This window comes from Oceanobacillus halophilus (assembly GCF_003628505.1).
Lineage (GTDB): Bacteria > Bacillota > Bacilli > Bacillales > Amphibacillaceae > Oceanobacillus > Oceanobacillus halophilus.
The window spans coordinates 120,714-135,744 of record NZ_RBZP01000002.1 but is presented as its reverse complement, the minus strand read 5'-3'; the positions used below and the strand labels follow the sequence as shown (position 1 = coordinate 135,744).

The following is a 15,031-nucleotide window of genomic DNA, read 5'->3' as shown; positions in this document are numbered from 1 at the left end:
AATGATAAATATTCCCTTACAGAAATTAATTAAACCTTTTTTTTTCCAATATAACAAAACTAGAATTAATTCGACAAAACTAGTCATGCACATAGGGAAGGGGTAGTAGTATAATATACTTAATAAAAAGGAACGTCAGAAAAATAGCAAACCTATTGAAAAATAAGGACGCAAAATCACAGGTCTAACGCTTATCGGCTAGGATGGCTGGATTACCTGATAAAATGGGGGAAGGTAAGTTGGAGGAAAAAGTTATAGACAATACCTTATTAGATAGTGAATGGGTAGAGTTAATTAAAGAGGCTAAGGAATTGGGAATGTCTAAGCGGGAGGTAAGAAACTTCTTAAACAAGTCATTAGAAGAAAATAAATAATTTTATAAAAAAGATGTGCTTAATATAGAACTCCTCACCTGTTTATGGTATAATTCTTCATTGAAAGTAGGTGAGAGGACTTGATCGGTGAAAAAATTAAACGATTACGCCAAGATAAAAAAATGTCCATATCCGAGTTAGCCGAGAGAGCAGGGGTTGCCAAATCTTACTTAAGTTCGATTGAGCGTAACCTTCAATCCAATCCGTCCATTCAATTCATCGAAAAGATAAGTGGAGTATTAGGTGTCTCCGTAAATGACCTTATAAATGAAGATGATAATGATGAAAAAATATTAGATAATGAATGGGTAGAAATAGTCCGGGAAGCAATGGATTCTGGAGTCACGAAAGATCAATTTAGAGAGTATCTGGAATTCAATAAATGGCGAAAGAATAATAACTAAATTCTTGCAGGAACCGTTTAGCATAAGGGCTTGACGGTTTTTTATATGTGAGACATTTATAATAATATATTTAAAGAATGGTGAACTATGAAGAGATTATTATACTGGCTATTGCCAATTGGGTGGATGGGACTAATTTTTTACTCCTCTTCCACTCCATATCAAGAACAGGATATCAAACCTATGTTAGGCAGTTATATTGATTTTTCGTTTTTTAAACCTGTTTTAAACTGGATTAATTTTACCTACAACAATTCAACCGTGAGTATAGAGGAATTGGGTGTGGAAGGATTGATTGAGTTTTTCATTCGTAAAGGAGCTCACTTTACTGTTTTCTTTATTCTGCTTCTGTTTTTCTACATAGCTTTTCGGAAAACTACCCAGTTTAAGATGGGAACCGTTATTTTCTTTTCACTTTTTATGACGATTGCATATGCTATTATAGATGAACTGCATCAAGGTATCACACCAAATCGTACACCATATATTGGAGACATATTTATAGATAGTATTGGAGCTGTATTTGCCGTTTTAATTATCATTATTTTTCACAGGTGGAGACAAAATACTATAAAAAGTGATAAATTTGTAAAATAAATCACAAAAGTTAGTAGTATATTCCTACAAAATATGATATTATCATTACAATTGATAGATATCGACAAAAAACGGGATATACATGTTATACTCATCTGGAAAGATCGATTAAATCCAAATAAAGGCGGGTAATCCTTATATGGGAGAACAGGAAAAATACAAAAGGATGTTAAAACAATTAATTGATGAAACGGAAAGTCACCAAATTAAATCTGCCGAAGAATTAATACAAAAGTTAGTTAAAGAATTATCAAATAATCAAAGCTTGAGTGGAAATACACAAGTTTAAAAAGAAGAGAAGCAGCATTTTTGTTGAAAAATACTGCTTCTCTTCTTTTATTCTGGAGAGGAATCCTTTACGTCGGTTTCTACATATTTAGAAACCAACTCTGAAATTTGGGCTTGGCCATTAGTCAAATCAATTATCCATTCCTTGAATTTTTCTTCATCTCCATCTTTCACATATATAATAAACTCAACATTCTCCAAATAGTTTATTGTTTCCAGGATATGTTCCGAATTACGAATAACATTTTCCAGTTTTCCTAGTAGACTATAATCAATTGTAATGGAGAATCCTTTCATTAATTGTCTTTTCACTACACCTGTTGTTTTTATTGCTTGTGATGTAGTGCTACCATAAGCACGAATCAATCCACCAGCACCAAGTTTAATTCCTCCGAAGTACCTAGTTACGACTACCGCAGTATCTTTTAAATTTTGTTTTTTTAACACTTCTAATATCGGAACCCCTGCTGTACCGCTAGGTTCTCCATCATCATTGGCCTTTTGTATCTCATCATGTTCTCCAATGATATATGCAGAACAATTATGAGTAGCGTCATAATGTTTTTTCTTTATTTCCTGAATGAACTTTTGTGCGTCTTCTTCCGTTTCAACTCTTCGTACATAACCAATAAATCTGGATTTTTGGATAATAATTTGGTCGCTTCCATTTGGTTTTACGGTATAATAGTAAGATAACATTAAATAAATTCCTCCTACAAAGGTGATTTAGGTTTTAAATGGGAACGTAGGGGGTATATTATCCCAGATAATATATTTTTTTTGAAGTACCCTATAAAAAAATAATGGATATACGTATAATTATATCATAGGTTGGTGGAAAACGATGGCGGTGAAATTTAGTGAGAAAGCTTTAGATCATGTCATTGATGAAATGATAGATGTCGTTGATCATAGTAAGGATGAGATTTTCAATATAAGTGAAGGTGCTCGTTCTGAATATGAACGACTTTTGCTTGAGCTGAGAGAAACAAAAAATAAGGTTATTCAGCATATAGAAAATGGCGATCAGCTCGATCAAAAGGTGAGGTTTTCCAGACAACGCTTAGCAGAAGTAAGTAAATACTTTGATCGATACTCTGAAAGTGAAATACGTCAAGTTTATGAAAACACACACAAAATGCAAACAAAATTAGCAATGCTGCGCCAAGAAGAAAAAACTCTACGTGAAAAAAGAGATGATTTGGAAAGAAGACTGATTAATCTATCTAAAACCATTGAACGTGCAGAAGGGCTGGCTAGTAAAATTACAGTCATTCTCAATTACTTACAAGATGACTTTAAACAAGTAAATGAAATGATAGAAGATGCCAAGGAAAAACAGGAATTTGGTTTGAAGATTATCGAAGCTCAAGAAGATGAAAGAAGAAAAATCTCCCGAGAGATTCATGACGGACCTGCTCAAATGTTAGCTAATATTTTATTGCGTTCTGAGATTATAGGAAAAGTCTATCAGCAAGGAGACATGGATAAAGCCTTAGCAGAGATGAGAGATATTCGTGAAATGGTTCGCTCCTCCCTCTATGAGGTAAGACGCATCATCTATGATTTAAGACCTATGGCTTTAGATGACCTTGGTTTAGTTCCTACCATAAAAAAATATATTTCAACTATTGCTGAGTATAATAATCTAGAAATTGATTTTGTTATGATGGGCAAAGAGAAACGCTTAAATCAAAAGTATGAAATTGCCTTTTTCCGCTTAATGCAGGAAGCGCTGCAAAATGCGATTAAGCATGCTGAAGCAAGGTTCATACAAGTCAAATTGGAAATTGCGAGTAACCATTTGAGGATGATAATAAAAGATGATGGAAAAGGTTTTGAACCTAATGTTAAAAAAGATAAATCATTTGGCCTAATTGGGATGAAAGAAAGAGTGGAAATCCTAGATGGTCAATTAACTATAAAATCAGCCATTGGAAAAGGTACAGCAATTTCCATTCAAGTTCCATATAATGCTTAATAAGCGTTATAATAGATAAAAAGAAAAAGAAATAGAAAAATAAGATGTTGATATAAAACTTATAGTAATAGGGATATATCTTATATATCTAGGAGGAGTAAAAAATGAGCGTTGACAAACGTATTCGTATCATTTTAATTGATGATCATAAATTGTTTCGTGAAGGGGTAAAACGAATCTTAGAATTTGAACCAACTTTTGAGGTTGTAGCTGAAGGAAATGATGGTTCTGAGGCTGCGAAGTTAGTAAAAGAAAACAACCCAGATGTTGTATTAATGGATATAAACATGCCAAATATAAATGGTGTTCAAGCAACGGCCGATTTGGTTCGCTATTTTCCAAACACAAAGGTAATTATTCTTTCCATTCATGATGATGAAAGTTATGTTACTCATGCATTAAAGACAGGTGCACAAGGCTACTTGCTTAAAGAAATGGATGCAGATGCTTTAATAGAAGCAATAAAAGTAGTAAGTGATGGAGGTTCGTACCTACATCCAAAAGTTACACATAACTTAGTGAGAGAATATCGAAGACTCGCTAAAGAAAATGCCTCTGCAATCGCAGATAGAGGCATTGAATATCGTAAACCATTGCACCTGCTTACTAAACGTGAATGCCAAGTATTACAATTGCTAGCTGACGGGAAAAGTAATCGTGCAGTAGCAGAAACACTATACATCAGCGAGAAAACAGTAAAAAATCATGTCAGTAACATTCTGCAAAAGATGAATGTAAATGATCGTACCCAAGCAGTAGTATCAGCCATTCGAAAAGGCTGGGTAGAGGTTATATAGTTACAGCATAAGTTTGTTAAAACCCTAGTACTCTAGTATTAGGGTTTTTTTATTGGAGTGGTTGTGAGAGAAGCGCCTATAAACTGGTAGGGGCGCCTATAAACTGGTAGGAGCGCCTATAAACTGGTAGGAGCGCCTATAAACTGGTAGGAGCGCCTATAAACTGGTAGGAGCGCCTATAAACTGGTAGGAGCGCCTATAAAACGGTAGGAGCGCCTATAAAACGGTAGGAGCGCCTATAAAACGGTAGGAACGCCTATAAAACGGTAGGAGCGCCTATAAAACGGTAGGAGCGCCTATAAACCAGTAGAAACGCCTATAAACCAGAATAACCGCCTATAAATCAAGAAAATTGCTAATTAAGATAACAAACTCCAAAAAAATATAAAGATTCATATTAGAATATGCTTCCTAAACTTGTGAACAATAATTATTAATGCTTTTTTCTTTAGAATCATGTAAAATAATGCACAAAGGCTTATTTTGAAATAGAGGAGAAGATATGACTATGAAGATAGCAGTCATGACAGATAGCACAGCGTATATTCCAGCTGACGTACGAAAGCATCATGATATTCATATGATTCCACTTAGTGTTGTTTTTGACAATGAAACCTATCAAGAAGAAATAGATATTACAACAGAAGAATTTTATAATAAAATGAGAGAAGTAGAAGAACTGCCTACTACTTCGCAACCATCCTTTGGTTTGATTACAACCAAACTGGAAGAACTTGCAGCAGAATATGAAGCTGTAATTTCAGTTCATCTATCCAGTGGGATTAGTGGTACCTGTCAGGCCGTTATTAGTGCAGGTGAGATGGTGGAAGGAATTGATGTTTATGCCTTTGATTCCGAAATTAGTTGTATGGCACAAGGCTTTTATGCACTGGAAGCAGCAGAAATGGCTAAAGAGAATAAATCACCAGAGGAAATTATTAGCCGTTTAGATGAAATGAAACAATCAATGCGTGCCTATTTTATGGTAGATGACTTAACGAACTTGCATCGTGGTGGCCGTTTAAATGGAGCACAAGCACTACTGGGAGGGTTGCTGCAAATCAAACCAGTTCTTCATTTTGAGGACAAGGTAATCATTCCATATGAAAAAATTCGTACGCGCAAAAAAGCTCTGAATCGCATTACAGGAATGCTCGAAGAAGATGCTGCAAAAGGGAAAGAACTGAAAGTTGCTATTATCCATGCTAATAGTGAACAGACTGCTCTAGATATTCAAAGAGATTTAATAGAAAAATATCCTTCCATGGAAACGACAATTAGTTACTTCGGACCTGTTATTGGTACACACCTAGGTGAAGGTGCCGTTGGTATTTGTTGGTATCATAAATGATCTTTAAGAAATTATACATTTATTATAACGTAACCTACTAGCTCGTTTAGCTGGTAGGTTTATAAAATAACATACAAAAGGTGAGTGGGTATATGTCTAAAGATATGATCTCAGTTCCTGACCCCTCCTTAGAACAACTTTCTAGAATCTATTCAGGAAAACTCTTATTAAGAAATGAAATCCTCTTAGAAGATAATCTGCTTCGACAACTTCTTCATGAAAAGCAGTTCCGTCCAATCAAATCCATTGTAAAAAAGAATTTCACTAGACAATGCCAGCGTTGTGGCAATCAAAAAGCATCCCTATTTGCAACTATTCCTTGTTTTTTATGTAAACAAACACACTTCTACTGTAGAAAATGCATTGAAATGGGTCGAGTACTGGAATGTGAGCCTTTATATGTATGGTCAGGAGATAAAACGAAGTGGCCGCAGCAGGAAAATCCATGTTCATGGAGAGGAGAATTGACACCTGCTCAACAACAAGCGGCAAATCAAATGGTCATGGCTGTTGTTAATCATGACAAGGAACTACTCATATGGGCTGTATGCGGTGCTGGGAAAACGGAAATGCTATTTCCAGGTATAAATCAAGCATTGCAACTAGGAAAACGTGTATGTATTGCTACCCCACGAGCGGATGTGGTTCGAGAATTGTTCCCCAGATTAGTTAGCGCTTTTGAGTCTGTTCCTATTCAAGCGCTCTACGGTGGAAGCAACACAGAAGAAGCTGCGGCTCAATTAATTATTGCCACAACACATCAACTGCTACGTTTTCAAGAAGCGTTTGATGTTGTCATTATTGATGAAATCGACGCATTTCCGTTTCATGCAGATCCTTCTCTTCTTTTTGCTGCAGAACGTTCTAAAGTCCCTCAAAGCACAATGATTTATTTAACCGCTACTCCGAGAAAAGTTCATCGTAAACGTATTAGCAGAAAAAAACTTCCACATGTCTTTATTCCTGTTCGTTACCATGGGCATCCTTTGCCTGTTCCCAAAATAAAAATGTGTTTTTCTCTAAAAAGAGAATTGCTTCATAATAAACCACCCAGACCGTTCATCCAATGGGTTAGACAGCGAAATAATCCGGAACGTCAACTTCTAATCTTTGTACCTACCATTGTTATTGCTGAAAAACTTAAATCACCTTTAGCATGTATGTTTAATAAAGAAGGGATTATTGATGCTGAGGAAAGTCTTACCTCGGTTCATGCTGCTGATGAAAACCGTGAAGAAAAAGTGCAGCAATTTAGAAGGAAAGAATTCAGAGTATTACTGACAACAACTATCCTAGAAAGAGGAGTAACATTTCCCTCTGTAGATGTTGCGATTCTTGATGCAGGTCACCCCGTCTTTGATGAGGCCGCACTGGTGCAAATTGCTGGACGTGCTGGCAGGAGTGTAGATGACCCTACTGGGGAAGTCATGTTTTTTCATGATGGGAGGTCGGAGGCAATGGATCGTGCCATTACCTCCATTAAATTAATGAATAGACGGGGAGGTTTTTCTTAACATGAATTGTATCTGGTGTGATGCGGATATAATACCACAGGTGAATTGGGGGAATTTATTTGTTTTAGAAAAACCTAAATTACTCTGTCCAGTATGTGAAGGGAAGTTAGATAAAATAGAAGGAAAACGTTGTGTGCGGTGCAGCAGAAGGTCTGCTGATAAGGTTTGCTCTGATTGCCAGTGGTGGGAGGAAAAAGAGGGGGAGAGGATAATTGAATTCAATTACTCCATATTTTCATATAACGAAATGATGAAGGATATGATTGCAAAGTGGAAATATCGTGGTGATTATTATGTTGGCGAGGCCTTTAAACATTCGTTTATTACTGCTTATCATGAGAAGTTCGCTTTTTTAAAGAAAAATGCTGTAGTAGTCCCAATCCCATTAAGTACGAGACGGTTAAAAGAGCGTGCGTTCAATCAAGCAAAGATGTTGGCTGATTTTTTGCCAGTTGAAACAATAGAAGCCCTATGTCGCACTCATGGGGAAAAGCAATCGAAAAAATCTAGAATGGAAAGAATATATGCTGATAATCCATTTTTCATAGAAGAAAGTATTAACAAATCAGTGATACTTGTCGATGATATATATACAACAGGTACCACATTACGGCATGCTGCAAAACTATTAAGAGATCATCATTGTCCAGAAATTTATGCTTTAACATTAGTTCGCGGGTAAATGTTTGTACAAAGGTTAATAGAAAAGAGGGGCTAACCATGGCAGAATTAGCAAATTGTTCTCGATGTGGAGAAGTTTTTGTTAAAGGACTTAGAGACATCTGTCAAGACTGTTATAAAAAAGAAGAAGAAGTATTTCAAACGGTTAAATCTTTTTTGCGAGATCCAAAGAACAGAAACGCAACAGTGCTTGATATAGTAGAAGGTACAGGAGTCGAGGATTGGTATATTACAAAATTTATTAAAGAAAGAAGATTACTATTATCTAAATTTCCCAATTTATCCTACCCATGTGAAGGGTGTGGAGAAGGTATTACATCAGGGAAACTCTGTACAGGTTGCCAAGAAGACTTAAAGAAAGAATTAAAAATTCAAGAACAAGTTGAAAATAGATTGGAAGAAAGGCGCAAAAAAGAAGAACATTCATCGAATACTTATTATATCTTAGATAAATACAAACGATTATAGACTTTATGATACAGAGAATTATTCCGATAATAATACTATATGAGAATGAATGAAGGGGTGAGAAGCAATGAAAATTAATGGCCCTCATCAAACAAACTTTAATCCTTATAAAAATATATTACAAAAACAAGCTAATATAAAAAAAGAGGTTAACAAGCAGGACCAAATAGAAATATCCAACGAAGCCAAGCAGTTACAGGGGAATGATAAAGTAAGTGAAAAGCGAGCTGCATATGTCCAGTCTATTAAAAATCAAGTGGAATCTGGAGAATATCAAGTAGATCCGGAGAAGACGGCAAAAAAAATGATTGAATTCTGGTCAAACAAACTTTAATTTAGGCTTCTCTAGCTTAGGTTTAATATGAAAGCAATCAAGCACAGAAGGAGGACAGCAACTTGTCCGTAGAATCTATTATTCAATCAATAGAAAAACTAGTATCAGTCCATGAGGAACTATTAATTATATCTAAGGAAAAAACAAAAATTATAAAAGAAGGATCCATTGAAAAACTGCAGGCTTTACTTGTAAAAGAACGAAAACAGACTCGCTTGCTTGAACGGGCCGAACTACATCGGCAGAGCGAAGTTGAAAAATGGTTGATCAAAAAAGGCATTTCTTCTGAAAATGTGAGAATATCAAACATGCTTACTCATGTAGAAATCAGCAATGATAAAGAGAAGTTAGCATCGGTTACTACAGAATTAACCGAGAAGATTACCATGCTCAAACTACAAGAAGAACTTAACCAAGCATTACTAAAACAGTCTATGCAATTTGTTCAATTATCAATGGAGTTATTAAACCCTTCCATTGCAAATATCAACTATGGAAATCAAAATCAAGATTCAAAGCCAATTAAACAATCGCTTTTTGATTCTCAAGTGTAACAAAAACTTAATTGTAAGAGGAGAACTCTATGAGTACATTTCGAGGCCTGGAAATGGCAAAACAAGCTCTATTCACACAGCAATCTGCATTACATACTACGGGACATAATATTGCAAATGCCAATACAGAAGGCTATTCCAGACAACGTGTTAATTTTGAGACAACTGCACCATATCCAACTGTATCCAGGAATCGTGCAGAGATTCCCGGACAAATTGGAACTGGGGTTCAAGCAGGTTCTATCGATCGAATACGTGACCAATTTCTAGATGAGCAATTCCGTGGTGAAAATAGCAAGTCTGGATATTGGGAATCGAGGGCTGCTGCCTTAAGCCGTATGGAAAATTTATTAAACGAACCATCAGAGACAGGCTTATCTGCTTCCATGGATCAATTTTGGCAATCATTACAGGACTTGTCTGTTAACCCAGATAATTCAGGTGCGAAATCTGTTGTTATGCAACGTGGAGAAGCACTTGCAGATACGTTTAATTATTTATCAGATTCTTTAAAGTCTATTAAAAACGATCTGAAAAGTGAAATGGACGTTACCGTAAATGACGCTAATGCGATGATGAATCAGATAAATGAAATTAATCAACAGGTGAGAAAACTGGAGACGCACGGGTATACTGCAAATGATTTATATGATAAACGAGATGTATTACTTGATCAATTAGCTAATATCGTTAATATAAACGTTTCTTATGATAATAGTCATAGTTCGTCGAAAACAGCGGATGGTGTCGCGAGTGTCACTATGATTGATGATGCAGGAAATTCCATTGCCGAATTAATTGAGGGCAATACCAATACAGTACATGCGTTTTCGAATAATTATATGAATCTAAATAATCAAGAAGTTTTTTCATCTATTCAAGTTGGTAATCAACCAAATATATCCGTGAATCAGCTTTTAACTTCAAGCGGATCTTTAAGTGGTCTCATTAATTCATTTGGTTATACAATAAATAATTCACCTGCAGGAGATCTCCCTGATTTTATGTCCGAATTGGATGAACTTGCTTATGTGTTGAGTTCGGAATTTAACGAGATACATGAACAAGCGTTTTTTACTGACTTTACAAGTGCAGAAGGTGCGGCAGCTGCTATTTCTGTTATATTGGAGGACCCAGCAAGTATTAATGCTGGTGAACAAGCCGGTGATGGTAGTAAGGCACTGGACCTGGCCGATGTATTAACGAATCCACTGGGTCAACTTGATAATGGTTCCTTAAAGAAACAGTATGAATCTGTTATTGGAGATTTAGGTGTTAGAGCTGAACATGCTAATCGTATGAAAGAAAATACGACTATTCTCAAATCACAAGTAGAAAACCAGCGTATGTCTGTCAGTTCGGTTTCTTTGGATGAAGAGATGACGAATATGCTGAAATTTCAGCATGCATATAATGCGGCAGCAAGAAGTATGACAGCTACAGATGAATTATTAGAACGGATTATCAATAATATGGGCTTAGTAGGAAGGTAGGTGAGTAAACGTGCGCGTGACACAAGGGATGTTGTCTCAGAATATGCTGCGTAATCTGTCAAGCAGTTATGAGAAGATGGATAAGTATATGAATCAATTAAATACAGGGAAAAAAATCACCAAACCTTCGGATGACCCAGTCATAGCGATGAAAGGTATGGGGTATCGATCAGAAGTATTGCAAGTAGAACAGTATCAGAGAAATGTGAATGAAGTACATAACTGGTACGACAATTCAGATGCAGCTTTAGATAAAGCGACTCAAACCTTACAAAGGATTAGAGAATTAGCCATTCAAGCAAATAATGGAACGTATGATAACAATGAACGGGTAAGTATTTCTCAAGAAGTTGAACAACTAAAAGAGCATTTAATAGATATTGCCAATACAAAAGTAAATGATAAGTATATTTTTAATGGAACGGATACTAAAAATAAGCTAGTGGACGAAAATGAGAATATTTCGGATACACCGTATCAATCTGTTCAAATGGAAGTGGCTAAAGGTACAAATATCAAAGCAAGTGTTGATGGTAGTAAAGTATTTGATGGATTATTTTCAAATATTGACAGCCTTATTGGCCGGTTAAATGCGGATGAAAACACAAAAGGGAATATGGACACCAGTATTGAAGAATTAGATCAAAATCTTGATCTTATCATTAATGAACGAGCAGACTTAGGTGCACGTATGAATCGATTAGAATTAGTAGAGAATCGTTTGAAAGAACAAGAAATTATTGCTACCCAAACGATGTCTAACAATGAAGACATTGATTATTCTAAAGTAATTACAGAATTGATATCTCAAGAAAGTGTACATAGGGCAGCACTATCTTCTGGATCAAGAATCATTCAACCTACATTACTAGATTTTTTAAGATAATTCTCTATAAGGCTCTTCACCCGACATGGGAAAGGGTCTTTATTGTAAATGGAATCGGAGTGTTATGATGGAATTTCCACAAATTCGTATGCAGTCCCAGTTAGCAAAAATACAAATGAATCAGTCGGATGCAAAATTAGAAATCAAACAGCCAAAAGCAGACCTTTCCATTCAACAACCACCAGCTGAAGTATCCATACAAACCGTACCGGGAAAACTGCAAATGGATCAAACAAAGGCATGGGAAGATATGAACTTAAAGCATATCTTTAGATTGAATACCGAATTTGCTCAAGAGGGGATAAAGAAAGCTCAGGAAGGAACAGCAAGACGAGCAAGGGAAGGTACAGAGATAATGAGGATTGAAAACGGAGGAAGTCCGATCCCCCGTCAGGCTGTGTCACACGCTTTTAGTAAAATGAAGTCTATCGGTATACAATTCATTCCATCACATTTTTCGGTCCAAACTAATTATCAACCTGCAGATGTACAGATTAATATTAAGACTAATGAACCAATTATTGAAGCAACAACAAATAAACCAATCATTCATTATAGCCCAGGTTCTTTGCAAACCAGCCTGATGCAAAAAGCAGAACTGGATATAGAATTTGTGAACATTAGTGTCTAAAAAGGTGAGTGCGAACAATGAAATTACAAACGAAATATTTAGGTGAAGTAGAGATTGATAGTGAGAAGATTATTGAATTTCCAAGTGGTATTCCTGGCTTTCTGGATGAAAAGCAATTTGTCTTATTGGATTTTCCAGATAATCCGGTTTTTCAAATACTGCAGTCAGTAAGCTCGGTAAATATATCATTTATCGTAACAAATCCATACCTTATTTATCCAAACTATTCATTTGAGCTTGATGATAACATTTTGGAAACTCTTGAAATTAGTAGTGAAAAGGAAGTAGCAGTTCTTTCTATTGTGACATTAAAAGATCCTTTTTCATCAAGCACTCTCAATCTTAAAGCTCCAATAATTATTAATTCCAATCATATGTTGGGAAAACAATTTATTATCAATAAAGAAGATTACCCCTCAAAGGCATTAATGTATCCAGAGCCTTCGATGAAAGGGGTAAAATAGATGCTTGTACTAACGAGAAAACGAAATGAATCCATACAAATTGGTAGTAATATTGAAATTAAAGTGATAGGGATAGAAGGCGATCAAGTGAAATTGGGAATCTCAGCACCGAAGTCAGTTGAAATCCATCGAAAAGAGATTTATTTGGATATTCAAGAGCAAAATAATGAAGCAGCTAATATCCCTGCTAATATGTTAAAAGTATTAAAAGATAAATGAGGAAATTCTATCTAAAAAACTTAAATACTTTGGATCAAGAACCGATATAAAAAGTAAATAAATCATAAGGAGATGCGGGGATGATGTTTGATAAAGGAATTAATATTTCCGGGCATCCGCTTCATGTAGACAACTTCAAAGATATTTCACCAAAGTCGGAAAGACCTATAGAAGTAACAGAAACTACTAATTATTTGATCTTAAAAGACAAACTTAACATGGTAGAAAAAGACGAAGTGGAAAGAGCAGTATCTTCATTAAATGATTTTATTAAACCTATACGAAAGAATATTAAATTTGAACTCCATGATAAATTGGAGCGATATTATGTAACGGTTATAGATTCAAGTACGAAGGAAGTACTCAAGGAAATCCCGCCCAAAAAATTATTAGATATGTACGCTGAAATGGCTGATTTCATGGGGTTTCTTATTGATAAAAAGGTGTAAGGGGCTGATTGCTTAAATGAGCATGAGAATAGGTGGATTAGCTAGTGGTATAGACACAGATACCATTATCAAAGATTTAATGAAAGCAGAAAGACTGCCACTCGATAAAATGGAGCAGGATAAAACAAAGCTGGAGTGGCAGCGAGATAGATTTAGAGAAATAAATACAAAGGTGAAAGAACTAAAGGATTTGACCTCTGGGATTAATAGTATGCAGGGGAGTAAAATGTATAACACAAAGAAAGTTTCTTCCTCAGATGAAGGCGTAGTGACTGCCACTGGTAATACAAGTGCACTAGAAGGAAGTTATAAGGTTGAAGTTCATCAATTAGCAAGTACGGCAATTAATGTGAGTAATAAAGTAAGGATAGATCCGGATGAAAAGTTAATTGGACAAACTGTAGATGAGTTTAATTACAGTATTGCTGATAACGAAACTTTTTCTTTTATTACATACAATGAAAATGGAGAAGCTAAAACTCATGAATATGAGATAGAAGCAGATGATACGTTAAGTGATGTGTTAAAAAAAGTGAATAATGATCCGGACAACAATGTAAGAATGTTTTATGATGACAATACCGAACGGGTAGTAATGGAAACAACTAGAACAGGTAACTATAATCCAAATGGTGAAGAGATTGTTTTTGGCACAGATACAAACTCCTTTTTTAAGTACGCATTAAACATGCACCAAAGTAATGAAAATGGAGGACAAAATGCTAAATTCACCTACAACGATGGGTATGTAGTAGAAACTACAGAAAACACTTATACGCTTAACCATATTACTTTTGAGTTTAACGGCATCAACGAAGGTAATCCGGCTACATTAAAAGTAACTACTGACACAGATGCTATCAAAGGGAAAATTACAGAGTTCGTGGATAAATATAACGAATTAATTGAAATGCTAAATGATTCCCAGCGGGAAGAAAGACATCGAGATTATCCCCCTTTAACGGAAGCACAAAAAGAAGAAATGGATGAAAAGGAAATTGAACTTTGGGAGGAAAAAGCCAAGAGTGGAATCCTGCGTGGAGATTCGATTATTTCTTCCGGAATGTTTAGTTTGCGTCAAAACTGGTATGAAAAAATGGAGACCGGCAGTTCATTTAAACTTCTTACCGATATTGGAATCTCCACTACGAAAGATTACTTAGATGGAGGAAAACTGGAGATTGACGAGGGAGAATTAGATGATGCGATTAATGCTGATCCTAATGGAATATATAAGCTTTTTGCTGGTGATAGCGATACAAATACTTTAGGGATTATGGATCATTTAAATAACTCCCTTTCAACCATTGAGGAACAAATCAACCAACGGGCTGGCAGAACCTGGGATCAGGAAAAGAGTTATACATTGGGGAAAAATATTGATGATATTCAAAACCGCATGGAAGCATTTCAAGACCGTTTAACCCAAACGGAAGATAGATATTGGAGACAATTCGGTGCGATGGAAGAAGCAATTTCTATGATGAATCAGCAATCTGCTATGCTGATGTCTAACTTCGGTGGTCAGTAACCTTATAAGGAGTGA

At 35.6% G+C, this 15,031-nt stretch carries 20 protein-coding genes and 1 riboswitch; of the genes, 19 read left to right on the top strand and 1 reads right to left on the bottom strand.

Features of this window, described 5'->3' with window-relative positions:
* The first annotated feature begins 135 nt into the window (after positions 1-135).
* A riboswitch (cyclic di-GMP riboswitch) is annotated at positions 136-220 on the top strand.
* A gap of 19 nt (positions 221-239) precedes the next feature.
* The 4 genes from D8M06_RS04760 (at position 240) to D8M06_RS19800 (ending at position 1,664) form a co-directional block, all read left to right on the top strand.
* Positions 240-374, top strand: a complete 135-nt coding sequence (locus D8M06_RS04760) for an anti-repressor SinI family protein (protein WP_241558823.1) — start codon at positions 240-242, stop codon at positions 372-374.
* Positions 375-454: 80 nt separating this feature from the next.
* A complete protein-coding gene (locus D8M06_RS04755; RefSeq protein ID WP_121203219.1) occupies positions 455-778 on the top strand; it encodes a helix-turn-helix domain-containing protein in 324 nt (107 codons plus the stop codon).
* Positions 779-865: 87 nt separating this feature from the next.
* A complete protein-coding gene (locus D8M06_RS04750) occupies positions 866-1,375 on the top strand; it encodes a VanZ family protein (protein WP_121203218.1) in 510 nt (169 codons plus the stop codon).
* 139 nt (positions 1,376-1,514) lie between these two features.
* Positions 1,515-1,664 carry a hypothetical protein gene (locus tag D8M06_RS19800; protein ID WP_158591729.1) on the top strand — a complete coding sequence of 50 codons (150 nt, stop codon included), beginning with the start codon at positions 1,515-1,517 and terminating at the stop codon, positions 1,662-1,664.
* Positions 1,665-1,711: 47 nt separating this feature from the next.
* Here D8M06_RS19800 and D8M06_RS04745 read toward each other — a convergent pair whose 3' ends face one another.
* Positions 1,712-2,362 (bottom strand): YigZ family protein, encoded by a 651-nt coding sequence (locus D8M06_RS04745; RefSeq protein WP_121203217.1) that lies wholly within the window; start codon positions 2,360-2,362, stop codon positions 1,712-1,714.
* A gap of 145 nt (positions 2,363-2,507) precedes the next feature.
* On the opposite strand from D8M06_RS04745, the gene D8M06_RS04740 reads away from it, so the two are divergent.
* From D8M06_RS04740 to D8M06_RS04670, 15 genes are all read left to right on the top strand, one after another.
* Positions 2,508-3,644, top strand: coding sequence for a sensor histidine kinase (locus tag D8M06_RS04740; protein WP_121203216.1), 1,137 nt, complete (start codon positions 2,508-2,510; stop codon positions 3,642-3,644).
* Between the two features lie 104 nt (positions 3,645-3,748).
* Entirely contained in the window at positions 3,749-4,441 is a 693-nt protein-coding gene (locus D8M06_RS04735) for a response regulator (RefSeq protein ID WP_121203215.1), read from the top strand.
* A 508-nt stretch (positions 4,442-4,949) separates the two neighbouring features.
* Positions 4,950-5,792 (top strand): DegV family protein, encoded by an 843-nt coding sequence (locus tag D8M06_RS04730; RefSeq protein WP_121203214.1) that lies wholly within the window; start codon positions 4,950-4,952, stop codon positions 5,790-5,792.
* Between the two features lie 92 nt (positions 5,793-5,884).
* Entirely contained in the window at positions 5,885-7,306 is a 1,422-nt protein-coding gene (locus tag D8M06_RS04725; RefSeq protein WP_241558821.1) for an ATP-dependent helicase ComFA, read from the top strand.
* Position 7,307: 1 nt separating this feature from the next.
* Positions 7,308-7,988, top strand: coding sequence for a ComF family protein (locus D8M06_RS04720; RefSeq protein ID WP_121203213.1), 681 nt, complete (start codon positions 7,308-7,310; stop codon positions 7,986-7,988).
* Positions 7,989-8,026: 38 nt separating this feature from the next.
* Positions 8,027-8,455 (top strand): TIGR03826 family flagellar region protein, encoded by a 429-nt coding sequence (locus D8M06_RS04715; RefSeq protein ID WP_121203212.1) that lies wholly within the window; start codon positions 8,027-8,029, stop codon positions 8,453-8,455.
* Between the two features lie 67 nt (positions 8,456-8,522).
* Positions 8,523-8,789 carry a flagellar biosynthesis anti-sigma factor FlgM gene (gene flgM, locus D8M06_RS04710; RefSeq protein WP_121203211.1) on the top strand — a complete coding sequence of 89 codons (267 nt, stop codon included), beginning with the start codon at positions 8,523-8,525 and terminating at the stop codon, positions 8,787-8,789.
* 62 nt (positions 8,790-8,851) lie between these two features.
* Positions 8,852-9,343 (top strand): flagellar protein FlgN, encoded by a 492-nt coding sequence (locus D8M06_RS04705; protein WP_121203210.1) that lies wholly within the window; start codon positions 8,852-8,854, stop codon positions 9,341-9,343.
* 29 nt (positions 9,344-9,372) lie between these two features.
* Positions 9,373-10,836, top strand: a complete 1,464-nt coding sequence (gene flgK, locus D8M06_RS04700) for a flagellar hook-associated protein FlgK (RefSeq protein ID WP_121203209.1) — start codon at positions 9,373-9,375, stop codon at positions 10,834-10,836.
* 10 nt (positions 10,837-10,846) lie between these two features.
* Positions 10,847-11,722 (top strand): flagellar hook-associated protein FlgL, encoded by an 876-nt coding sequence (flgL, locus tag D8M06_RS04695; RefSeq protein WP_121203208.1) that lies wholly within the window; start codon positions 10,847-10,849, stop codon positions 11,720-11,722.
* Between the two features lie 67 nt (positions 11,723-11,789).
* Positions 11,790-12,353, top strand: a complete 564-nt coding sequence (locus tag D8M06_RS04690) for a DUF6470 family protein (protein ID WP_121203207.1) — start codon at positions 11,790-11,792, stop codon at positions 12,351-12,353.
* Positions 12,354-12,370: 17 nt separating this feature from the next.
* Positions 12,371-12,817, top strand: coding sequence for a flagellar assembly protein FliW (fliW, locus tag D8M06_RS04685; protein WP_121203206.1), 447 nt, complete (start codon positions 12,371-12,373; stop codon positions 12,815-12,817).
* Entirely contained in the window at positions 12,818-13,036 is a 219-nt protein-coding gene (csrA, locus tag D8M06_RS04680; RefSeq protein WP_121203205.1) for a carbon storage regulator CsrA, read from the top strand.
* 80 nt (positions 13,037-13,116) lie between these two features.
* The gene (gene flaG, locus D8M06_RS04675) at positions 13,117-13,485 is read left to right on the top strand and encodes a flagellar protein FlaG (protein ID WP_121203204.1); all 369 of its coding nucleotides are present in this window, start codon (positions 13,117-13,119) and stop codon (positions 13,483-13,485) included.
* A gap of 16 nt (positions 13,486-13,501) precedes the next feature.
* Entirely contained in the window at positions 13,502-15,016 is a 1,515-nt protein-coding gene (locus D8M06_RS04670; RefSeq protein WP_241558820.1) for a flagellar hook-associated protein 2, read from the top strand.
* Positions 15,017-15,031: the final 15 nt, after the last annotated feature.